Origin of the sequence: Verrucosispora sp. ts21, from assembly GCF_002879555.1 — a bacterium.
Lineage (GTDB): Bacteria > Actinomycetota > Actinomycetes > Mycobacteriales > Micromonosporaceae > Micromonospora > Micromonospora gifhornensis.
In genome coordinates, this window is record NZ_PNOZ01000036.1 from 32,352 (window position 1) to 52,971 (window position 20,620).

Genomic DNA, 20,620 nt, shown 5'->3' on the forward strand with positions numbered 1-20,620 from the left:
TCGGGCCGGCGGTCGGCTCGCTGGCGCTCGCTCACGACGCCACCCGCTCCACCCGGACCGCGCAGATCTTGAACTCGGGCATGCCGGAGATCGGGTCGACGGCGTCGTTGGTGACGGAGTTGGCCCGGGCGGCCCCACCCCAGTGGAACGGTGCGAAGACGGTGTCCGGCCGGATCGCCGGGCTGAGCCGGGCCGGCGCGCGGAACTCGCCCCGCCGGGAGAGCACCCGCACCGGTTCGCCGTCGGCCACTCCGAGCCGCCCGGCGAGGTCGGGGTGCAGCTCCACGAAGGCGTCGGGAGCGGCCTGACGCAGCGCGGCCACCCGGCGGGTCTGGGTGCCGGACTGGTACTGGGCGAGCACCCGGCCGGTGGTGAAGTGCAGCGGGTACTCCGCGCAGACCTCCTCGGCCGCCGGTCGGTGCTCCACCGGATGGAACCGGGCCCGCCCGTCGGGGGTGGCGAAGCCGTCGGCGAACAGTCGCGGCGAGTCCGGCCCGTCCTCGCGCGGGCACGGCCAGAACACGCCGTCGGCGGCGTCGATCCGCGCCCAGTCGATCCCGGCGTAGTCGGCGATCCCACCGGCCGAGGCCCGCCGCAACTCCGCGAAGACGGTACGCGGGTCGGCGGCCAGCGCCTCGCGCTCACCGTCGACGGCCGCTTCGACGTCGCTGTCGGCTGCTTCGGCAGCGCTGGCGGTTGTTAACAGGGGGCCCTTGCTATGCACGAGGCGATAAGAAGGTGCCCTTCCTTTCAACCGGGTGGTGAGGGTGGCGAGGATGGCGAGGTCGGTGCGGACGCCGGGCGGGGGCGGGCGCAGCGCACGGCGACGCAGCACCCGACCCTCCAGGTTGGTCATGGTGCCGTCCTCTTCGGCCCACTGGGCGGTGGGCAGCACCACGTCGGCAAGCGCCGCCGTCTCGGAGAGCAGCAGGTCGGTGACGACGAGCAGGTCCAGGTCGCGCAGCCGGCTCTCGATCTGCGCCGCCCGGGGTGCGGAGACCACCGGGTTAGAGCCGAAGACCAGCAGCGCGCGGGGACCGTCCGACGTGCCCAGCGAATCGAGCAACTGGTACGCGGGCACGCCGGGGCCGGGCAGGTCGTCGGCGGACACGCCCCACACCTGGGCGACGTGGGCGCGGGCCGTCGGGTCGTCGATCCGGCGGTAACCGGGCAGCTGGTCGGCCTTCTGCCCGTGCTCGCGGCCACCCTGCCCGTTGCCCTGCCCGGTCAGGCAGCCGTACCCGGAGCCGGGGCGGCCGGGCAGGCCGAGCGCCAGGGCGAGGTTGACGAAGGCGGTGACCGTGTCGACGCCCTTGGCGTGCTGTTCCGCGCCCCGCGCGGTGAGGATGATCGCCCGTTCGGCGGTGCCGAGGGCGCGGGCGGTCGCCTCCAGGTCGGCCACCGGCACGCCGGAGAGTGCCTCGGCCCGCGCCGGCCACCAACCCGCCACCGTGCGCCGGACGTCGGTGAAGCCGGTGGTACGGGTGGCCACGTAGTCGTCGTCGACGTAGCCCTCGGTCAGGGCGATGTGCAGCAGCGCGTTGGCCACCGCCAGATCGGTGCCGGGCAGCGGTTGCAGGTGCAGGTCGGCCTGCCGCGCGGTGGCGGTGACCCGTGGGTCGACCACGATCAGCGTGCCGCCGCGCTGCCGCAACTCGGTGAGCCACCGCACCAGCGGGGGCATGGTCTCCGCCGGGTTCGCGCCGACCAGCAGCAGGGTGTCCGCGTGCCCGAGGTCGGACAGCGGGAACGGCAGTCCACGATCGACACCGAAGGCGCGCATCCCGGCGGCTGCGGCCGACGACATGCAGAACCGTCCGTTGTAGTCGATGTTGCGGGTGCCCAGCGTGACCCGGGCGAACTTGCCCAGCGCGTACGCCTTCTCGTTGGTGAGCCCGCCGCCACCGAAGACGGCGACCGCATCGCGGCCGTGCCGTCGCTGCACCTCGCCGACGCCGGTCGCGATGCGGTCCAGCGCGGCCTCCCAGCTGGCCGGGCGGAGTTCGCCGCTGGTCGGGTCGCGCAGCAGCGGGGTGGTCAGTCGGTCCGGGTGGGTCAGCAGCTCGGCCGAGGTCCAGCCCTTCTGGCACAGGCCACCGCGGTTGGTGGGGAACTGCCGGGGGAGTACGGACACCCGGCCGTCCTGCTCACGCAGCGTCATCCCGCACTGAAGGGCGCAGTACGGGCAGTGCGTCGCCACCTCCCGGGGTGTGCGCCCCGGTGCTGTCGCCGACCGTGCACCGTCTGTCATGTCGGCAAAGCGTGCCGCCGCCCAGTTTCCGGCCCGCGTCCCGTTTGTTTCGGTCCTGTCAAGTGCCGCTCACACCGCACGGCGGCGGCGCACCGGATCGCATGGCCTGGCATGTGGAACGAGTCTCCCGCATACCGGGAAATCGGAGTGGTCGACATGGATGTGACCGAGGCGTTCGGCGCCGCAGCCGGTAGCGACAGTGTACGGATCGGATGACTGTCGGTCATACCAGCGGTATTCTGTCTGGCATGACAGCCAAGGTGACTCTGTCGTTCTCCGACGAGACGATCGCCGACGCCCGACGGTTCGCCGAGCGGGAGGGGCTCTCCCTCTCCGCCTGGATGGACCAGGCCGCGCGGGAGAAGGCGCTGCGCGAGGTCTTCGCGGCCCATGCCGCCGCGGTGGGTCGGGCCGGGCTGGATCTGGAGTCCGCCTCGCTGGCCGACGCGCAGGAGGTGGGCCTGGTCGACGATCTGCTCTTCGGCGGTCGCCCACGTGCTGCGTAGGGGCGAGGTCTGGCGGATCGAGGGGGCCCGCGAGCGGCTCGGGCTGGTGATCAGCTCCGACGTCTACAACTCCACAGCCGTGCCCATCGTGATCGTCGCCGAGGTGGTCGAGGCGGCACTGCTGCGTGACTCACCGCTGGCGGTGCCGATGGGTGGCTGGGTGGTGATGCCCGACCGGATCTCCTCGCCGATGAAGAAGTGGTTCACCGAGTGCGTGGACGTGACCGACGCCGAGACGATGCGCCACGTCGACCGGGCACTGCGCATCCTCCAGCAACTCTGAACGGCGCGTCTCACCGCGTACCCCGGCCGGTGGTGCGCGTCCCGTTGCCGGGTCGACCCGAAGGACGAACGCCACGGTAACTGTCGATTCCTAGCTTCGGCGCCATGACCACCACGAGCGCGCAACCCGAGGCCGTCCAGGAGGAGACCCTGGACCGCCGTCCCGGCCGCTGGATCGGGCACTGGGCACCGGAGGACCACACCTTCTGGCGTACGACCGGCAGCCGGATCGCCCGCCGCAACCTGATCTGGTCGATCTTCGCCGAACACATCGGCTTCTCGGTGTGGCTGCTGTGGAGCATCGTCGTCGTCCGGCTCGGTGACGCCGGTTGGCAGCTGACCACCAGCCAGGCGCTCTGGCTGACCGCAGTACCGAGCGGGGTCGGCGCGTTGCTGCGGTTGCCGTACACCTTCGCGGTGCCGGTGTTCGGCGGCCGGAACTGGACGATCGTCTCGGCACTCCTGCTGATCGTGCCCTGCGCGGGCCTGGCCTGGGCGGTCGAGCGCCCGGAGGTCGGCTTCCCGGTGCTGTTGCTGATCGCCGCCACCGCCGGGTTCGGCGGCGGCAACTTCGCCTCCAGCATGGCGAACATCTCGTTCTTCTATCCGGAACGCGAGAAGGGCTGGGCGCTGGGTCTCAACGCCGCCGGCGGCAACATCGGCGTGGCGGTGGTGCAGTTCCTGGTGCCGCAGATGATCGTGCTCGGTGGCGGGCTCGCGTTGGCCCGGGCCGGGCTGATGTACATCCCGCTGGCGGTGATCGCCGCGGTCTGCGCGTACCTGTTCATGGACAACCTGGTGGAGGCCAAGGCCGACGTACGGCCGGTCTGGTCGTCGCTGCGGCATCGGGACACCTGGATCATGTCCCTGCTGTACATCGGCACCTTCGGCTCGTTCATCGGCTACTCGGCGGCCTTCCCGACCCTGCTCACCTCGGTGTTCGGTCGGCCGGACGTCGCACTGACCTGGGCGTTCCTCGGCGCGGCGGTCGGCTCGTTCTGCCGGCCCTTCGGCGGCCGGCTCTCCGACGTGGTGGGCGGTGCCCGGGTGACGATGGTCAGCTTCGTGCTGATGGCCGTCGGCGCCCTGGCCGCGCTCTGGTCGGTCGAGCAGCGCAGCCTGGGTGTCTTCTTCGTGGCCTTCCTGCTGCTGTTCGTGGCCACCGGTGTCGGCAACGGCTCGACCTACCGGATGATCAGTCGGATCTTCCAGGTCAAGGGGGAGGAGTTGGGGGGCTCGCCGGAGGTGATGCTGGCGATGCGCCGGCAGGCCGCCGGCGCGTTGGGCATCATCTCGGCGGTCGGTGCCTTCGGTGGTTTTCTGGTGCCGATCTGTTACGCCTGGGCCCGGTCGACCTACGGTGGGATCCAGCCGGCGCTCCGCTTCTACGTGGGCTTCTTCCTGGTGCTGCTCCTGCTCACCTGGGCGGCGTACCTGCGTCCGGGGGCCCGATTGGCGCGGGCGGGGGTGTGATCAAGGCCATTTCCGGTGCCGTCGGCGCGCCTGCCGGACCCCGTTTTGACCGGCCGGTCGGGCTGCGGGTATCGTTGCCTGCTGTTGTACGACATCTGTGGGCGTGCCGCCTGAGGTACGCTTGGTCGTTCGTGCGCGCTGGTCCGGCTGGGATGTCCTGGTCACCTCGGCGCGCGACCCCAGACCGACGACGAGACAAGGTAGACCTGTGCGTACGTACAGCCCGAAGCCGGGTGAGATCGAGCGTCAGTGGCACGTCATCGACGCCTCTGATGTCGTGCTGGGCCGCCTGGCCACCCACGCCGCCACGCTGCTGCGGGGCAAGCACAAGCCGACTTTCGCGCCGCACGTCGACACGGGCGACTTCGTCGTCGTCGTGAACGCGGGCAAGGTTGCGCTGACCGGCAACAAGCGCCAGCAGAAGATCGCTTACCGGCACTCCGGTTACCCGGGTGGCCTCAAGCAGGTCGGCTACGAGGAGCTGCTGTCCAAGCGCCCCGAGCGGGCCATCGAGCTGGCTGTGAAGGGGATGCTCCCGCACAACAAGCTCGGCCGTCAGCTGATCAAGAAGCTGAAGGTCTACGCCGGTGCAGAGCACCCGCACGGCGCGCAGCAGCCGGTGCCGTTCGAGATCAAGCAGATCGCGCAGTGAGCGCGGGCGAAGGAAGCAGCATGACCGACATCACCGCCACCGAGGTTGCCCCCGAGGCCACCGAGGCGCCGGCGCCCGTCGCCCGCGCGCCTCGTGGTGACCGTCCGATCCAGACCGTGGGCCGCCGCAAGGAGGCCATCGTCCGGGTGCGGATCGTGCCGGGCACCGGCAAGATCACCTGCAACGGCCGGGACCTTGAGGCCTACTTCCCGAGCAAGGTGCACCAGCAGCTGATCAAGGACCCGCTGGTCACCGCCGAGAAGCCCGAGGCGTTCGACGTAATCGCCAACCTGCGTGGCGGCGGCACCACCGGCCAGGCGGGTGCGCTGCGGCTGGCCATCGCCCGGGCGCTGATCGTCAACGAGCCGGACGATCGCCCGGCCCTGAAGAAGGCCGGCTTCCTGACCCGGGACGCCCGGGTCAAGGAAAGCAAGAAGTACGGCCTCAAGAAGGCCCGCAAGGCTCCTCAGTACTCGAAGCGCTGATCTTCAGCCGCACCTTGTACTTCTGACGGACGGCCGGTCCGCCTCCCCTCGACTCGGGAGGTGGGCCGGCCGTTTCCGCCTCTTCGGGACAGGGCAGGTTCCGCCCCTTCTCACAGGGCAGTTTCCGTCCCCCTTTCCAAGGGCAATTTCTCCCACGACGGCAAGTTTCATCGGAGGTTGGCGGGTATGGGCCGGTTGTTCGGCACGGACGGCGTACGCGGGCGGGCGAACGCCGATCTCACCCCGGAGTTGGCACTCTCGGTGGCGGTCGCGGCTGCCCACACCCTTGCCGAGTCGGATCGAAGTCATGCCCCGCTGGCCGTCGTCGGGCGGGACACCCGGGCCAGCGGCGAGATGCTGGAGGCGGCCGTCGTCGCCGGGTTGACCAGCGCGGGTGCGACGGTCGTCCGGGTCGGTGTGCTGCCCACCCCGGCCGTGGCGTTCCTCACCGCGGAGGCCAAGGCGGACCTCGGGGTGATGCTGTCGGCCTCGCACAACCCGATGCCGGACAACGGGATCAAGCTCTTCGCCGCGGGCGGGCACAAGCTGCCCGACGAGATCGAGATGCGGATAGAGGCGACCGTCGAGGCCAACGGCAGCGTCGCCTGGCAGCGCCCGGTCGGCGCGGGAGTCGGTCGGGTGCACGACCTGCTCGATGGTGCCGACCACTACGTGCAGCACCTCGTCGGCACCGTGCCGCACCGCCTCGACGGGATCAAGGTCGTGGTGGACTGCGCCAACGGCGCCGCAGCCGAGGTGGCGCCGGCGGCGTACCGGGAGGCCGGTGCCGAGGTCATCGCGATCCACGCCGAGCCGGACGGGCTGAACATCAACGACGAGTGCGGGTCGAACCACATCGCGACCCTGCGTCAGGCCGTGGTCGAGCACGGCGCGCACCTGGGCATCGCGCACGACGGCGACGCCGATCGGTGCGTCGCGGTGACCGCCGACGGCGACGAGGTCGACGGCGACCAGGTGATGGCGATCCTGGCCCTGGCCATGCGGGAGGCCGGCACGCTGACCGGGGACACCCTGGTCGCCACCGTGATGAGCAACCTCGGCCTGCGCCTGGCCATGTCCGCCGAAGGCATCCGGCTGATCGAGACCAAGGTCGGCGACCGGTACGTGCTGGAGGAGTTGCGCGCCTCCGGGCTGGCGCTCGGTGGCGAGCAGAGCGGACACATCGTGATGCCCGCGTACGCGACCACCGGCGACGGGGTGCTGACCGGGCTGCACCTGATGGCCCGGATGGCGGCCACCGGTCGTACCCTGGCCGACCTCGCGGCGGTGGTGACCAAGCTGCCGCAGGTGCTGATCAACGTGCCGGTCGGGGACCGCACCGTGGGTGCCGCCGCGCCGGCGGTCCGCGCCGAGGTCCAGCGGGCCGAGGTCGAGCTGGGCGAGACCGGCCGGGTGCTGCTGCGCCCGTCGGGCACCGAGCCGCTGGTGCGGGTGATGGTCGAGGCGGCCAGCGAGGCGGTCGCCCAGGAGGTCGCCGAACGCATCGCCGCTCAGGTCCGCACCGCCAGCCCGGCAGTGTAAGGAAGGGCCCCTTCTTAACGTCTCGGGTAGAGAAAGGGCCCCCTATTAACAACCGCAGCCAGCGGTCCGGCTGAGAGCGGGCGGAACTGGTGGGTCAGCGCTCCCAGGTCGCGCCACCCAGGCGGGACACCGCCTCGGCGAGCAGTTCTGGGCGTTTGCAGAATGCGAAGCGGATCAGGTGCCGGCCGGCCTGCGGGTCGTCGTAGAAGACCTGAGTGGGTACGGCCACCACGCCGCAACGCTCGGGCAGGGAACGGCAGAACTCGACGCCGTCGGAGCCGCCGAGGGCGGTGATGTCGGCGGTGACGAAGTAGGTCCCCTCCGGGGTAAGCACCTCGAAGCCGGCGTCGACCAGCCCGCCGATCAGTTGGTCCCGGCGGGCCTGCATGCCGGCGCGGAACTCGGTGAAGTAGGCGTCGGGCAGACCGAGCGCGACCGCCACCGCCGGTTGCAGGGGTGCGGCGTTGACGTAGGTGAGGAACTGCTTGACCCGCAGCATCGCGGAGACCAGCGCGGCCGGTCCGCTCGCCCAGCCCACCTTCCAGCCGGTGCAGGAGAAGGTCTTGCCGGCCGAGGAGATGCGCAGGGTGCGCTCCCGCATGCCGGGCAGGCTCGCCAGCGGGACGTGTTCGCTCGCCGCGTCGGTGAAGACCAGGTGCTCGTACACCTCGTCGGTGACCGCGTACGCGCCGTGCTCCTGGCAGAGTTCGGCGATCAGGGCCAGTTCGGTCGGGGTGAAGACCTTGCCGGTCGGGTTGTGCGGTGAGTTCAGCAGCACCAGCCGGGTACGCGGGCCGAACGCGGCGCGCAGCGCGGCCGGGTCGAAGGCGTACCGACCGTCGGGGCCGGGCCGCAGGGTGACCGGTCGGCGCACCGCACCGGCAAGCGCGATCGAGGCGGCGTACGAGTCGTAGTACGGCTCGAAGCAGAGCACCTCGTCACCGGGCTCGCAGAGGGCGAGGATCGCCGCGGCGATCGCCTCGGTGGCACCGGCGGTGATCACCACTTCGCCGTCCGGGTCGTACTCCAGGCCCCAGAAGCGGTGTTGGTGGGCCGCCACCGCCGCGCGCAGCTCGGGGATGCCGGGGCCCGGCGGGTACTGGTTGCGGCCGGAGCGCAGCGCGTCGGCCGCGGCGGCGAGCATCTCCGGCGGGCCGTCGGTGTCGGGGAAGCCCTGCCCGAGGTTCACCGCGCCGGTCCGGACGGCGAGGGCGGACATCTCGGCGAAGATCGTCGTCCCGAACGGGCGCATTCGGCTCACCAGGGGGTCGACATCAGTGCTCGTCACGCCCGTCAGGGTACGGGTGCGCGCCATCACGACGCCTTGCCCAACCTGAGTGCTTTGTGAGCCCGATCACCTGATCCTGCCTAATCGCTCAAGTTCAGTGATTGTTTACCCGGCTTTCGCGCAGACAACGTGAGCGAAACTGGTTAGGCTGCCACCCATGTGTGGAATCGTGGGTTACGCCGGTGCCCGACCGGCGCTCGGCATCGTGCTCGACGGTCTGCGGCGACTGGAGTACCGCGGCTACGACTCGGCCGGCGTCGCCGTCGCCTGCGACGGACAGCTGTTGACCGAGAAGAAGGCCGGCAAGCTGGCCAACCTGGAGAAGGTGCTCTCCGAACGCGCCGCCGAGGACCCGGACGGTTGCGGCGCCAGCCCGCTCGGCATCGGTGACGGCACCACCGGCATCGGCCACACCCGCTGGGCCACCCACGGCGGACCCACCGACCGCAACGCCCACCCGCACCTGTCGCCGGACGGCCGGGTCGCGGTCATCCACAACGGCATCATCGAGAACTTCGCCAAGCTCCGCACCGAGCTGGAGGACGACGGCGTCACCTTCGTCAGCGACACCGACACCGAGTGCGCGGCGCACCTGCTCGGCAAGGCACTTGCCGAGCTGCGCGCGGCCGGTCAGCCGGACGGGCCGCACCTGCTCTCCGCCGCCATGCAGGTGGTCTGCCAGCGGCTGGAGGGTGCCTTCACGCTGCTCGCCGTGGACGCCGCGATCCCCGGTGCGGTGGTCGGCGCCCGCCGCAACTCGCCCCTGGTGGTCGGCCGCGGCGACGGGGAGAACTACCTGGCAAGTGATGTCGCCGCGTTCATCGAGCACACCCGCGACGCAGTCGAGCTGGGCCAGGACCAGATCGTCCTGATCACCGCCGACTTCATCGAGATCACCGACTTCGCCGGTCAGCCCGCCAGCGGCAAGGACTTCCACATCGACTGGGACTCCTCGGCCGCGGAGAAGGGCGGCTACGACTGGTTCATGCTCAAGGAGATCGAGGAGCAGCCGCAGGCCGTGGCCGACACGCTGCTCGGCCGGCTGACCGAGAACGGCGAGATCATGCTCGACGAGGTGCGCCTCAGCGACCAGGATCTCCGCGACGTCGACAAGATCTTCATCGTGGCCTGCGGCACCGCGTACCACTCCGGGCTGGTCGCCAAGTACGCCATCGAGCACTGGACCCGGATCCCCTGCGAGGTGGAGCTGGCCAGCGAGTTCCGCTACCGCGACCCGGTGCTCGACCGGTCCACCCTGATCGTGGTGATCTCGCAGTCCGGCGAGACGATGGACACCCTGATGGCGCTGCGGCACGCCAAGGACCAGAAGGCCCGGGTGCTGGCCATCTGCAACACCAACGGCTCCACCATTCCCCGCGAGTCCGACGCGGTGCTCTACACCCACGGCGGGCCGGAGATCGCCGTCGCCTCCACCAAGGCGTTCCTCACCCAGTTGGTCGCCTGCTACCTGATCGGCCTGCACCTGGCCCAGGTGCGCGGCATCAAGTTCGCCGACGAGGTGGCCGCCGTGGTGGAGCAGTTGCACCAGGTGCCGGACAAGCTGCGCGAGCTGCTCGGGCGCATCGAGCCGGTGCGGGAGCTGGCCCGCGAGCTGGCCGACCAGCCGACGGTGCTGTTCATCGGCCGGCACGTCGGCTACCCGGTGGCGCTGGAGGGTGCGCTCAAGCTCAAGGAATTGGCGTACATGCACGCCGAGGGCTTCGCCGCGGGCGAGCTCAAGCACGGCCCGATCGCCCTGATCGACCAGGGCACCCCGGTGATCTGCGTGGTGCCCTCGCCGGTGGGTCGCGGCCTGCTGCACGACAAGATCGTCTCGAACATCCAGGAGGTACGCGCCCGAGGCGCCCGCACCATCGTGATCGCAGAGGAAGGCGACGAGTCGGTGGTGCGTTACGCCGACCATCTGATCTACGTGCCGCGGACGCCGACGCTGCTCGCGCCACTGCTGACGACCGTGCCGTTGCAGATCTTCGCCGCCGAGATCGCCGCCGCCCGGGGACACGACGTGGATCAGCCGCGCAACCTCGCCAAGTCCGTCACCGTCGAGTAGCCGGTCGCGCCGGGCGGTCACCGCTGACCGCCCGGCCGCCGCGCTTGTGTCGAAGCGCCGGCACCGTCCGGCCGCCGCGCTTGTGTCGAAGCGCCGGCACCGTCCGGCCGCCGATTCTGCCGCCGAAGCGCCGTCACCGGCCGAGGACGATCCGGGCCATGCCGTCCAGCGCCGGATTGTCCGGATGCCAGTAGCCGCTGTGGCCGTACCGGCCGCTGGGGAAGCTCCGGCCGCCGAAGGACGCTTCGACCGGGTCCCGCCCGAACCAGAGTTTGTCGTCGTCGCCGGTCAGCAGCCCGACGATCCCGGCCGCGGGGGAGAGGCTGAGCACCGCGTGCCGAGCCAACTCTCCCGGCGACCGGGCCAGGCGGATCACGTCGTCGGGCGCGCGGCTGGCCCACACCTGCCCGGCCGGTACGCCGAGGTCGGCGGCGTGCTGCACGCCGACTCCGGGCGACCCGACGAAGACCAACGCGTCGGCGGCGAGCCCGTGATCCCGGGCAGCACCGCCCACCACCAGCGACCCGTAGCTGTGCCCGAGCACGGTCTGCCGGGCGGCCGGCCCGTCGTGGGTGGCCCGCAACCCCTCCTGGAACCGGTGCAGCGCGTCACCAGCCGCGTGGGCCTGCCGGTCCCAGGCCGCCTCGTGCAGGAAATCCGGGGCGTCGTAGTCCAACCAGAGCACCGCCGAGGTCTCCTGCCCCGGTGCCAGGTCGGCGCAGCGGGACAGCACCCGGGCGGCGCGGCCCAGATCGTCGGTGGCGTCGTGCAGCCCGGAGGTCGTGCCCGGTACGTGGGTCAGGATGCTGGCGGCCCGATCCGGGTTGCCCAACGCCACCACCGTCCGCCCCTCACCGCCGACGTCCAGTCCGAGCAGGTACGCGCGTGGTGCGTCCGGCGACGCCAGCCGAGACGTCAACGCGTCCAGCCCGCTCAGCGCGGCTTCGACGCTGCGCAGCCCGACCATCTCGGCGGGGCCTCGGGGCATCCGGGCCAGCAACTCCTCCCAGCGTTGCAGCAGCGCGGCCCGGCGTACCTCCAGCAGCAGTCGGTTCGCCTGGTCGCGGGCGGCGGCCGGAATGCCGTCCAACCCGCCGATCAGCTCCGGTTCGTGCCCGACCAACCAACGGCGCTGCGCGGGGCTGAGCCCGCTCCACCAGCGGTTGACCTGGGCGGGATCGGAGTGCGGTGCGGGTCGGTCAGCCGGCGGTCGGCTCAGCCAACCCGACTCGGCGTCCGCGGTCAGTTGATCGAGACGGTCGGCGGCTTCCCGATCCGCCGCGGTGGCCAGGTCGAGGGCGTCGCGCAGCGCCGTCGTCACCGGCGTCACCGTCTGGACGGCCCGGTGGGCCGGCACCCGGCTCGGATCGGGGCTGGTCCGACCCCACCGGTCGATGAGCACTCCGACGCTGGCGGCCAGGGTCACCGCCGCCGCCAGCCGTGCCCGGGCCGCGGTCAGCCGGGCGGCGAACTCGGCGAGCACCTGGTCGATCTCGATCGCCACCGGGGCCAGGGCGAGCAACTCGACCCGCAGGTCGGACACCTGCTTCTCGGCTGCGGTCGCGGCCAGACCCGACCACTGCGACCGCAACGCCGCCGCGTCGTCCGCCAGCTCGGTGGCCCGGCGCCGGGTCGGGTCGACCAGTCCCGCCCAGGCCGTCCCGGTGGCCCGCCAGCGCGTCGGGTCGGCCGTCGAGAGCTGGGCGTAGCCGACCTGGTCCGACTGGACCACTGCCGGCCGGGTCACCGGGGCAGGGCGGAGAGCCGGGCCGCCGCCCGACCGTCCACCGACTCGTAGGCCCGAGCGGCGGCGCGTACCGCGTCACCGGTCCGGGTGACCCGGGCGCCGAGCCGCCCCGACCAGGAGTGCACGGCCGCCTCCAGGGTGCCCAGCGCGACCCCGGCCGACCAGCCGGGGGCCGGTGCCGTCAGCCCCGGTATCCCGGCCAGCCCACTGGCCAACCGATGGCCGTGCTCACCAAGCGATCGCCCGGTCCGGTGCAGCCGTTCCGGCTGCACGGTCAAGTCCTGCTCGCTCATCGCCCCTCCCACCCCGTACCGCCAACGGGCAGGACGCTAGGCGGTGCCGGGCGGCGCGACGGTGCCCTGTGGACAACCGCTGTGGGGCGGACCGTCGGGTTGTCCACAGGCGTTGCCCGGTCGACGGCGGAGGGCTATCTTGCGACCCGCGCGCCGGTAGGGTGGGCCGGGTGAGACCAGTCTGGCGGGTCGCGGACGTACGGGCGGCAGAGGCGGCACTGATGGCCGGACTCCCGCCGGGCACGCTGATGCAGCGCGCCGCCGCCGGGCTGGCGCGACGCTGCGCGCTGCTGCTCGCCGAGCGGGGCGGGGTGTACGCCGCGCCGGTGCTGCTGCTGGTCGGCTCCGGCGACAACGGCGGCGACACTCTGTACGCCGGTGCGCGCCTGGCCCAGCGGGGTGCGGCGGTGTCGGCGTTGCTGCTCACCCCGGATCGTGCGCACGCCGACGGGCTGGCCGCGTTGCGCGCCGCCGGCGGACGGGTCGTGGAGCACCCCCCGGCCGTGGTCGACCTGGTGCTCGACGGCATCGTGGGCATCGGCGGGCACGGCGGGCTGCGGGAGACAGCCGAGCAGTTGGCGGCGAGCCTGCTGGACCACGCCGGGCGCGACGGTGCCCGGGCGACGGTGGTGGCGGTGGACGTGCCCAGCGGGGTGGTGGTGGACACCGGCGACGTCCCGCTGACCGCCTCCGGTCGACCCAACGCGGTGCGCGCCGACGTCACGGTCGCCTTCGGTGCGCTGAAGCCGGCCCTGGTGGTCGGTCCGGCCGCCGCGCTGGCCGGGCAGGTGGAGCTGGTCGACATCGGGCTCACCCCGTGGCTGCGCGGCACCCCGGCGCTGCAGGTGGTGGAGTGGTCGGACGTGGCGCAGTGGTGGCCCCGGCTCGGTGCCGCGTCGGAGAAGTACACGCGGGGCGTGGTCGGGGTGGCCACCGGTTCGGCGACGTACCCGGGTGCCGCCATGCTCTCCGTCGGTGGGGCGCTGGCCGGGCCGACCGGTCTGGTCCGCTACGCCGGTGGCGCCCGCGACGACGTGGTACGCGCGCATCCATCGGTGATCGCGACCGGCCGGGTGGCCGACGCCGGCCGGGTGCAGGCCTGGGTGTGCGGGTCGGGGTTGGGCACCGACGAGCGGGCGACGACGGAACTGCGCACGGTGCTGGCCGCGCCGGTGCCCGCGGTGCTTGACGCGGACGCGCTGACCCTGCTGGTCGACGGGTCCCTCGCCGATCAGTTGCGCCGACGTGACGCCCCGATCGTGGTCACGCCGCACGACCGGGAGTTCACCCGACTCTGCGGCGAGACGCCGGGCGCCGACCGGGTCGCCGCCACGCTCCGGCTGGCCGCCTGGATGAACGCCGTGGTGCTGCTCAAGGGCGACCGCACGGTGGTCGGCACGCCGGACGGCCGGGCGTACGTCAACCCGACCGGCACCCCGGCGCTGGCCACCGGCGGGACCGGGGACGTGCTGGCCGGGCTGCTCGGCTCGCTGCTCGCGGCCGGGCTGCCGGCGGAGCGGGCCGCCGCCGCGGCGGCGTACCTGCATGGCCTGGCCGGTCGGGAGGCGGCCCGGTCCGGGCCGGTCACCGCGCCCGACGTGGCCGCCGCGCTGCGGCCGGTGCTCGCCCGGCTGCCCTGACGGTCCCCCCGAGTCCGCCCACCGGGGCAGTCGACCGGCCGGACCTGGCCGGGTCGCCCTGCGGTGATCAGCGCGGAAAGTAGGGTGGAGGCATGTGGCAGGCTGAGGTGCGCGTGGATCTCGACGCGATCCGGGAGAACGTCGACCGGATGCGCGCCGGCACCAGCGCCGAGCTGATGGCGGTGGTGAAAGCCGACGGCTACGGCCACGGAATGGTCCCGGCCGCCCGCGCCGCGCTCGACGCCGGGGCGGCCTGGCTCGGTGTCTGCACGCTTGACGAGGCGTTGGCGCTGCGCGCGGCCGGCATCGACGCCCCGGTGCTCGCCTGGCTGCTCGCGCCGGGACTGCCGCTGCACACCGGCGTCGCGGCCGACGTGGATCTGGGCGTGGCGAGCCTGCCGCAGCTGGACGAGGCGGTCGAGGCGAGCCGCCGGGCGCAACGGCCCGCCCACATCCACCTGAAGATCGACACCGGGTTGTCCCGGAACGGGGCGACGGTCGCCGACTGGCCGGCCCTGCTCGACGCCGCGGCCAAGGCGCAGGCCGACGGTCTGGTCGAGGTGGTCGGGGTGTGGAGCCATTTCGTGTACGCGGACATGCCCGGCCATCCGACCACGGACCGGCAGCTGGCCGTCTTCCACGAGGGGCTGGCCATGGTCGAGCGGGCCGGGCTGCGCCCCCGTTACCGGCACCTGGCCAACTCTGCCGCCACCCTGACCCGACCCGACACCCACTTCGACCTGGTCCGCCCGGGGCTGGCCGTCTACGGCCTCTCCCCGGTGGCCGGTGAGACCTACGGCCTGCGGCCGGCGATGACCGCCCGCGCCCGGGTGATGTTGACCAAGCGGGTTCCGGCCGGCACCGGCGTCTCGTACGGCCACACGTACACCACCGAGCGCGAGGCGAACCTGGCTGTGGTGCCGCTCGGGTACGCCGACGGGGTGCCGCGGCACGCCTCGAACACCGGCCCGGTGCAGCTCGGCGGACGCCGCCGGACCATCTCCGGGCGGGTCTGCATGGACCAGTTCGTCCTCGACTGCGGCGACGACCCGGTGGCCGCCGGTGACGTGGCCACCCTGTTCGGCAGCGGTGCCGACGGTGAGCCCACCGCCGACGACTGGGCCGAGGCGGTCGGCACGATCAACTACGAGATCGTCACACGCTTCGGCAGCACCCGGGTTCCTCGCGTGTACGACGGCACCGGTTCATGAGTCGACACCTCATCCCCCGGCCACGGACGGCGGCGGGGCGGGCCGCCGGTCTGGTGGGTGCGGCGCTCGGGGTGGCCGCCGCGGTGACCGCCGCCGGGGTCGCCACCGAACGGGCCCTGGTCCGCCGGTTGAAGGCGGACCCGACCGATCCGTACGCCGGTGAGGTCTTCGGTCAGCAGCGGTACGACGAGGCGTACCGGCTGGAGATGCCGGACGGCACCGACATCCACGTCGAGGTGGTCGAGCCGACCCGTCCCGTCGAGGGCAACCCGACAGTGGTGCTGGTGCACGGTTTCTGCCTGGACATGGGCACCTTCCACTTCCAGCGCAAGCTGCTCGCCGAGCGGGGCGAGCACCGGGTTGTCGCGTACGACCAGCCCGGTCACGGCCGGTCCGGTCGGCTGGAGAGCGGCGAGTACGACCTCGACGCGCTCGGCCACACGCTGCGCCGGGTGATCGACGAGGTGGCCGCCGAGGGGCCGCTGGTGCTGGTCGGCCACTCGATGGGCGGCATGACCATCATGGCGCTCGCCGAGTTGTATCCGGAGATGTTCGACGACCGGGTGGTGGGCACCGTGCTGATGGCCACCTCGGGCGGGTTGCTGGCGGAGACGAAGCTGGTCGCCCCGGCCCTGCTCGGACGGGTGGGCAGTCCGGTGCTCTACGTGGCCGGCAACGTCACCCGCTACACCGGACCGGTGATCGACCGGGCCCGCAGGTCGACCACGAACGTGGCCTGGCTGCTCACCCGCAAGTACGGCTTCGGCACCCGCAATCCGAGCCCGGCACTGGTGTCGTACGTGGAGCAGATGAACTCGCGTACCTCGGCCGACACGGTGACCCGCTACCTGCGGACCATCGCCACCCACTCGCGGTTCCCGGCGCTCGTGGCGTTGGAGGACACGCCCGTGCTGGTGATCGTCGGGGACAAGGACATGATCACTCCGGTGACCCATTCCGAGGAGATCGTCCGGCGGTTGCCGCACGCCGAGTTCGTCAAGATCAACGACAGTGGGCACGTGGTGATGCTGGAGCACGCCGACGAGGTGAACGAGGCGCTGCTGGCGTTCCTCGGCACCTGCGGGCGGTAGCGACCGGCTCGCCGGGGGTGCGCAGCGGCTGAGGGCCCGGGGCCGAGGGTCGTCGTACCCTCTGCCTACAGTGCCGGGGACCGACCTCGCCACTGAAAGGCCGCCGATGCCCGACGACGTTGTCACCCTGGACCTGCCGGCACTGCTACCGCACGAGTGGCGGGAGGTGCTCACCCCGCACCTCGACCCGGCCCGCACGGCCGCGTTGGGCGAGTTCGTCGCTCGGGAGTACGCCACCGGCACGGTCTTCCCGCCGGTCGAGGACCTGTTCTCGGCCTACCGGCTCTGCGCCCCGTCGGCCTGTCGGGTGCTCATCCTCGGCCAGGACCCCTACCACCGCGTCGGCCAGGCGCACGGGCTCAGCTTCAGCGTGCGCGAGGGCGTGTCCGTGCCGCCGTCGCTGCGCAACGTCTTCAAGGAGCTGGGCGAGGACCTGGGGGTGCCCAAGCCGGCCAGTGGCAACCTCGACGGCTGGGCGGCGCAGGGTGTGCTGCTGCTCAACTCGGTGCTGACCGTGCGGCAGGGCACCCCGGGCTCGCACGCCAACCGGGGCTGGGAGGAGTTCACCGACGCCACCATCCGGGCGCTCGACGCGATGGAGTCGCGGGTGGTCTTCCTGCTCTGGGGCGGCTACGCGCGCAAGAAGGCCGCGTTGGTCGGCAACCCGCAGCACGTGGTGCTGGAGGCCGGGCATCCGAGCCCGATGAACCCGCGCGGCTTCCTCGGCAGCCGGCCGTTCAGTGCGGCGAACAAGGCGCTCGCCGACGCCGGCCTGCCCACCATCGACTGGGAGCGTACGGCGGACTGATCGTGCAGAGCGGTTGCACGTTCACCCCTTCGATGCCGGTGGAGTGATTGACGCGTTGACATTCCGTAGTCGGACAGTCGACCATGCAACTAGTTGGTGAGGGTCGATCCCTTCGGCTCGTCGCCGACCTGCCACCACCCGCATCAAGGAGGACTGCATGCGCCCGTCGAAGTCTGTCCGGACCGCCCTGCTCGCCACCATCGGTGCCGCCGCGATCGCGGTGACCGGAGCCCCTGCAGCTGCGGCCGAATCCCGCAGCTGCACCTACGTCGACGGCACCCTGTGCCTGCACGAATCCAAGTGGTTCAACGGTGCCACGGTCGAGTACCCGGCACCCTTCGGCACCGACTGCGTGAACAGCTCGATGGGCTTCCTGGGCTGGGTGAACCTCACCGACTACTCGCTGCGGGTGTACGAGGGCGCCAACTGCACCGGGATCAGCTACTACGTGCCGAGCGGTGACCTGCACAACGTGCAGGCTCCGCTGAGCAGCTTCAAGGTCGTCTGACCTCGGCACGCCCACGACCGACGGCGCCGTGTTCCGTGCGAACACGGCGCCGTCGGCAGTCGGCCGTCCAGCCTCGCCAGCTAGGCGCCCGCCGACGCCGGCCTGCCCACAATCGACTGGGGGCGGTCGGCCGGCTGAGCCGTGTGCTCCTGCCTCCACACTGCCCGCACCTACCAGGTGATGGCAGCCGCCTGGTAGTTCCGGAAGTGCCGGTCGGACGACATTTCTTGACTGGCGTCGATATTTAGATAACGATATCGAAGACATAGATGCTTGCTAACTTTTTCAGTCTGGGGGTCAGTGACGACGCAAAGTAGCAGTAGCAGTGGAGCACCCACACAACCGACAGTCCGGAAGTTCATACACCCAAGGCGCAGCATCGACGCGCGGTGACCGTCCCTCGACCACACACCCCGTCGATTACGCCACGCCGCCTCTCTCAAGGAGAAGCACGCCACCATGAACGAAGTCCCCACTCACCGCAAGAGTCGCCGACGCGGCCGCATCAGAATGCTGGCTGCCGCCGCCTTCGCCGCAGTGTTGGCCACCACCGGCACCATCGCGATCTCGGCCAGCCCCGCCCACGCCGAGGCAGACCGGCAGGTCTGCTCGAACACGGAAGGCACCCACAACGGGTTCTTCTTCTCGTTCTGGAAGGACAGCGGCGACGCCTGCATGGTGTTGCGCGAGAACGGCCGCTACTCCAGCTCTTGGGGCAGGAGCACCAACAACTGGGTCGGTGGCAAGGGCTGGAACCCGGGAACCCGCCGCACGATCACCTACTCGGGCAGCTACAACCCGGGCAACAACAACAGCTATCTCGCCCTGTACGGCTGGACCCGTAACCCGCTTGTCGAGTACTACATCGTCGAGAACTTCGGCAGCTACAACCCGAGCAGCGGCGCCACCCGGCTCGGCAGCATCACCACCGACGGCGGCACCTACGACATCCTGCGCAGCCAGCGGGTCAACCAGCCCTCGATCGACGGCACCGCGACGTTCTACCAGTACTGGAGCGTCCGGCAGCAGAAGCGCAGCAGTGGCACCATCACCACCGCCAACCACTTCGACGCCTGGGCCCGCGTTGGCCTGAACCTCGGCAACCACTACTACCAGATCATGGCCACCGAGGGTTACCAGAGCCAGGGAAGCTCCGACATCACCCTCCGGGAAGGCGGCAACTCCGACCCCGGCAACCCGGGTAACCCGGGCAACCCGACCACCCCGCCGCCCAGTGGCGGTAGCGGCCAGATGATCGTCGGTCAGCAGTCCGGCCGGTGTCTGGACGTGCCGAACTCGAGCACCAGCAACGGCACCCAGCTTCAGTTGTACGACTGCTGGGGTGGCGCGAACCAGCGGTTCACCCACACCTCGAGCCGGCAGCTGACGGTGAACGGCAAGTGCCTGGACGCCGCGAATCAGGGCACCAGCAACGGTACGCGGGTGACCATCTACGACTGCCACGGCGGCGCGAACCAGCAGTGGAACATCAACTCCAACGGCACGATCACCGGAGTGCAGTCAGGGCTGTGCCTCGACGCCGGTGGCAGCGGTAACGGGGCGCTTCTCCAGCTGTACAGCTGCTGGGGTGGAGCCAACCAGCAGTGGAGCCGCCGCAACTGATCCGCCGCAACTGATCTGTCGCAACTGATCTGTCGCAACTGATCTGTCGCCCCCGGGGCCAGGCGCTGACGCGCCTGGCCCCGGGCCTCGTTGGGAACCACAGCAAGATCGACTGCTCTGTGCAATCACAGCGCCGGTACCCGGTGCGACTGACGCCGTCCAATGTCCTGACCACCCACCGTCATGGGTGCGGTGCGCGCGAGCGCTACGGCGATGGCGGGCGGGCGTCCAAGGGCCGGAGGCGGTGCGGCTAGGCTGGGTCATTGTGCTCGTACTGGTGGTGGACAGCTCGACCCCGGCGGTGACCGCGGCGCTCGTCGAGGCCACCGTGAGAGGCGGCACGCCCCGGGCGGTCGCCGCAGCCAGGCCGGCCCGGCCGTGAGCGCCGTGCGGCTCGACCGGTTCCGCTGGTGGCACATCGACGAGGTGCTGACCATCGAGGCGGACCTCTTCGGCGCCGAGCAGTGGTCCGCCGCGATGTTCTGGAACGAACTGGCCAACGGGCACCACTACCGGATCGCGACCGACGACGACGGTACGGTGCTCGGCTACGCCGGGCTGGCCGTCGCACCCCCCGACGAGGCGTGGGTGCAGAACATCGCGGTACGCCGGGACGCGCAACGCCGGGGGATCGGGCGGCTGCTGCTGGAGGAACTGCTCGCCGAGGCGGCGCGGCGCGACCTGCGTGCCGTGCTGCTGGAGGTCGCGGTGGACAACGCCCCGGCACAGCGGCTCTACGCCGGGTACGGGTTCGAACCGATCGGCGTACGCCGTGGCTACTACCAACCGAGCAACACCGACGCGCTGGTGATGCGGCGCATCGAGGACTGAGACCGCCATGGCTGACGGCCATGCCGACGACCAGGGTCAGCGGCTGAGGGAGGACGGCGACGTGATCGTACGGATGTGGGAGGCGCGGGCCGAGCCGTACGGGCTCGCCGAGCTGATCACCTGGGTCTGCGACACGGCCCTACCCGAGTTCGAGCACGATCCGCTGCACGTGTCCAGCGAGGTCTTCTCCTCCACGGATCACCGGGTCGTGGTGATCTCCAAGTGGCGCAGTAACCCGCGCCCGCTGCCCGAGCCGCCGGTGATGCTGCTCGCCCGGCCACCACACTCCTGGGACTTCACCCAGGTCGACCGCTGAGC

The 20,620-nt window shown here is 71.4% G+C and carries 19 protein-coding genes and 1 pseudogene; 16 read left to right on the forward strand and 4 right to left on the reverse strand.

Going from position 1 to position 20,620, the window contains the following annotated elements; all coding sequences use genetic code 11:
- Window positions 1–31 precede the first annotated feature (31 nt).
- Window positions 32–2,251, reverse strand: a complete 2,220-nt coding sequence (locus C1A38_RS16995; RefSeq protein ID WP_102658797.1) for a molybdopterin oxidoreductase family protein — start codon at window positions 2,249–2,251, stop codon at window positions 32–34.
- A gap of 248 nt (window positions 2,252–2,499) precedes the next feature.
- On the opposite strand from C1A38_RS16995, the gene C1A38_RS17000 reads away from it, so the two are divergent.
- The 6 genes from C1A38_RS17000 (at window position 2,500) to glmM (ending at window position 7,191) form a co-directional block, all read left to right on the forward strand.
- Entirely contained in the window at window positions 2,500–2,757 is a 258-nt protein-coding gene (locus tag C1A38_RS17000; RefSeq protein WP_102658798.1) for a hypothetical protein, read from the forward strand.
- Window positions 2,747–3,040: a type II toxin-antitoxin system PemK/MazF family toxin gene (locus C1A38_RS17005; RefSeq protein WP_102658799.1), complete on the forward strand. Its 294-nt coding sequence runs from the start codon at window positions 2,747–2,749 to the stop codon at window positions 3,038–3,040. The genes C1A38_RS17000 and C1A38_RS17005 overlap by 11 nt, the downstream gene beginning before the upstream one ends.
- 104 nt (window positions 3,041–3,144) lie before the next feature.
- The gene (locus C1A38_RS17010; RefSeq protein WP_102658800.1) at window positions 3,145–4,512 is read left to right on the forward strand and encodes an MFS transporter; all 1,368 of its coding nucleotides are present in this window, start codon (window positions 3,145–3,147) and stop codon (window positions 4,510–4,512) included.
- A 208-nt stretch (window positions 4,513–4,720) separates the two neighbouring features.
- A complete protein-coding gene (gene rplM / locus C1A38_RS17015; protein WP_013735896.1) occupies window positions 4,721–5,164 on the forward strand; it encodes a 50S ribosomal protein L13 in 444 nt (147 codons plus the stop codon).
- A 20-nt stretch (window positions 5,165–5,184) separates the two neighbouring features.
- Entirely contained in the window at window positions 5,185–5,649 is a 465-nt protein-coding gene (gene rpsI / locus C1A38_RS17020) for a 30S ribosomal protein S9 (RefSeq protein WP_102658823.1), read from the forward strand.
- Window positions 5,650–5,835: 186 nt separating this feature from the next.
- Window positions 5,836–7,191 carry a phosphoglucosamine mutase gene (glmM, locus tag C1A38_RS17025; protein WP_102658801.1) on the forward strand — a complete coding sequence of 452 codons (1,356 nt, stop codon included), beginning with the start codon at window positions 5,836–5,838 and terminating at the stop codon, window positions 7,189–7,191.
- A gap of 94 nt (window positions 7,192–7,285) precedes the next feature.
- On the opposite strand, the gene C1A38_RS17030 is transcribed toward glmM, so the two are convergent.
- Entirely contained in the window at window positions 7,286–8,479 is a 1,194-nt protein-coding gene (locus tag C1A38_RS17030; protein WP_102658824.1) for a pyridoxal phosphate-dependent aminotransferase, read from the reverse strand.
- Between the two features lie 157 nt (window positions 8,480–8,636).
- On the opposite strand from C1A38_RS17030, the gene glmS reads away from it, so the two are divergent.
- Entirely contained in the window at window positions 8,637–10,550 is a 1,914-nt protein-coding gene (glmS, locus tag C1A38_RS17035) for a glutamine--fructose-6-phosphate transaminase (isomerizing) (RefSeq protein ID WP_102658802.1), read from the forward strand.
- 133 nt (window positions 10,551–10,683) lie between these two features.
- Here the strand turns inward: glmS and C1A38_RS17040 are convergent, their stop codons facing one another.
- On the reverse strand, window positions 10,684–12,297 hold the full coding sequence (locus tag C1A38_RS17040) for an alpha/beta hydrolase (protein WP_102658803.1): 1,614 nt from the start codon (window positions 12,295–12,297) through the stop codon (window positions 10,684–10,686).
- Window positions 12,294–12,590 carry a hypothetical protein gene (locus tag C1A38_RS17045; RefSeq protein WP_102658804.1) on the reverse strand — a complete coding sequence of 99 codons (297 nt, stop codon included), beginning with the start codon at window positions 12,588–12,590 and terminating at the stop codon, window positions 12,294–12,296. The genes C1A38_RS17040 and C1A38_RS17045 overlap by 4 nt, the downstream gene beginning before the upstream one ends.
- A gap of 170 nt (window positions 12,591–12,760) precedes the next feature.
- Here C1A38_RS17045 and C1A38_RS17050 point away from each other — a divergent pair, with 170 nt between their 5' ends.
- The 9 genes and pseudogenes from C1A38_RS17050 to C1A38_RS17090 all read left to right on the forward strand — a co-directional run bounded on the left by C1A38_RS17050 (window position 12,761) and on the right by C1A38_RS17090 (window position 20,618).
- Entirely contained in the window at window positions 12,761–14,230 is a 1,470-nt protein-coding gene (locus C1A38_RS17050; RefSeq protein WP_102658825.1) for an NAD(P)H-hydrate dehydratase, read from the forward strand.
- 92 nt (window positions 14,231–14,322) lie between these two features.
- Window positions 14,323–15,441 carry an alanine racemase gene (alr, locus tag C1A38_RS17055; RefSeq protein ID WP_102658805.1) on the forward strand — a complete coding sequence of 373 codons (1,119 nt, stop codon included), beginning with the start codon at window positions 14,323–14,325 and terminating at the stop codon, window positions 15,439–15,441.
- On the forward strand, window positions 15,438–16,532 hold the full coding sequence (locus C1A38_RS17060; protein WP_102658806.1) for an alpha/beta fold hydrolase: 1,095 nt from the start codon (window positions 15,438–15,440) through the stop codon (window positions 16,530–16,532). Before alr ends, C1A38_RS17060 begins: the two co-directional genes overlap by 4 nt.
- A 106-nt stretch (window positions 16,533–16,638) precedes the next feature.
- On the forward strand, window positions 16,639–17,340 hold the full coding sequence (gene ung / locus C1A38_RS17065) for a uracil-DNA glycosylase (protein ID WP_102658807.1): 702 nt from the start codon (window positions 16,639–16,641) through the stop codon (window positions 17,338–17,340).
- Between the two features lie 157 nt (window positions 17,341–17,497).
- On the forward strand, window positions 17,498–17,848 hold the full coding sequence (locus C1A38_RS17070) for a hypothetical protein (protein WP_102658808.1): 351 nt from the start codon (window positions 17,498–17,500) through the stop codon (window positions 17,846–17,848).
- A gap of 459 nt (window positions 17,849–18,307) precedes the next feature.
- Window positions 18,308–19,471: a glycoside hydrolase family 11 protein gene (locus C1A38_RS17075; RefSeq protein WP_199180231.1), complete on the forward strand. Its 1,164-nt coding sequence runs from the start codon at window positions 18,308–18,310 to the stop codon at window positions 19,469–19,471.
- Window positions 19,472–19,736: 265 nt separating this feature from the next.
- A pseudogene (locus C1A38_RS32625) lies at window positions 19,737–19,847 on the forward strand (tRNA (adenosine(37)-N6)-threonylcarbamoyltransferase complex dimerization subunit type 1 TsaB); the annotation flags it as partial.
- A gap of 2 nt (window positions 19,848–19,849) precedes the next feature.
- Window positions 19,850–20,302: a ribosomal protein S18-alanine N-acetyltransferase gene (rimI, locus tag C1A38_RS17085; RefSeq protein WP_199180232.1), complete on the forward strand. Its 453-nt coding sequence runs from the start codon at window positions 19,850–19,852 to the stop codon at window positions 20,300–20,302.
- Between the two features lie 61 nt (window positions 20,303–20,363).
- A complete protein-coding gene (locus C1A38_RS17090) occupies window positions 20,364–20,618 on the forward strand; it encodes a hypothetical protein (protein ID WP_043725801.1) in 255 nt (84 codons plus the stop codon).
- The last annotated feature ends 2 nt before the right edge of the window (window positions 20,619–20,620 follow it).

What these genes read in the sequence shown, in the direction of transcription:
- C1A38_RS16995 (WP_102658797.1), bottom strand. Translation starts at nt 2,251, where the DNA reads ATGACAGACGGTGCACGGTCGGCGACAGCACCGGGGCGCACACCCCGG.
- C1A38_RS17000 (WP_102658798.1), top strand. Translation starts at nt 2,500, where the DNA reads ATGACAGCCAAGGTGACTCTGTCGTTCTCCGACGAGACGATCGCCGAC.
- C1A38_RS17010 (WP_102658800.1), top strand. Translation starts at nt 3,145, where the DNA reads ATGACCACCACGAGCGCGCAACCCGAGGCCGTCCAGGAGGAGACCCTG.
- rpsI (WP_102658823.1), top strand. Translation starts at nt 5,185, where the DNA reads ATGACCGACATCACCGCCACCGAGGTTGCCCCCGAGGCCACCGAGGCG.
- glmM (WP_102658801.1), top strand. Translation starts at nt 5,836, where the DNA reads ATGGGCCGGTTGTTCGGCACGGACGGCGTACGCGGGCGGGCGAACGCC.
- glmS (WP_102658802.1), top strand. Translation starts at nt 8,637, where the DNA reads ATGTGTGGAATCGTGGGTTACGCCGGTGCCCGACCGGCGCTCGGCATC.
- C1A38_RS17045 (WP_102658804.1), bottom strand. Translation starts at nt 12,590, where the DNA reads ATGAGCGAGCAGGACTTGACCGTGCAGCCGGAACGGCTGCACCGGACC.
- alr (WP_102658805.1), top strand. Translation starts at nt 14,323, where the DNA reads ATGTGGCAGGCTGAGGTGCGCGTGGATCTCGACGCGATCCGGGAGAAC.
- C1A38_RS17060 (WP_102658806.1), top strand. Translation starts at nt 15,438, where the DNA reads ATGAGTCGACACCTCATCCCCCGGCCACGGACGGCGGCGGGGCGGGCC.
- ung (WP_102658807.1), top strand. Translation starts at nt 16,639, where the DNA reads ATGCCCGACGACGTTGTCACCCTGGACCTGCCGGCACTGCTACCGCAC.
- C1A38_RS17070 (WP_102658808.1), top strand. Translation starts at nt 17,498, where the DNA reads ATGCGCCCGTCGAAGTCTGTCCGGACCGCCCTGCTCGCCACCATCGGT.
- C1A38_RS17075 (WP_199180231.1), top strand. Translation starts at nt 18,308, where the DNA reads ATGAACGAAGTCCCCACTCACCGCAAGAGTCGCCGACGCGGCCGCATC.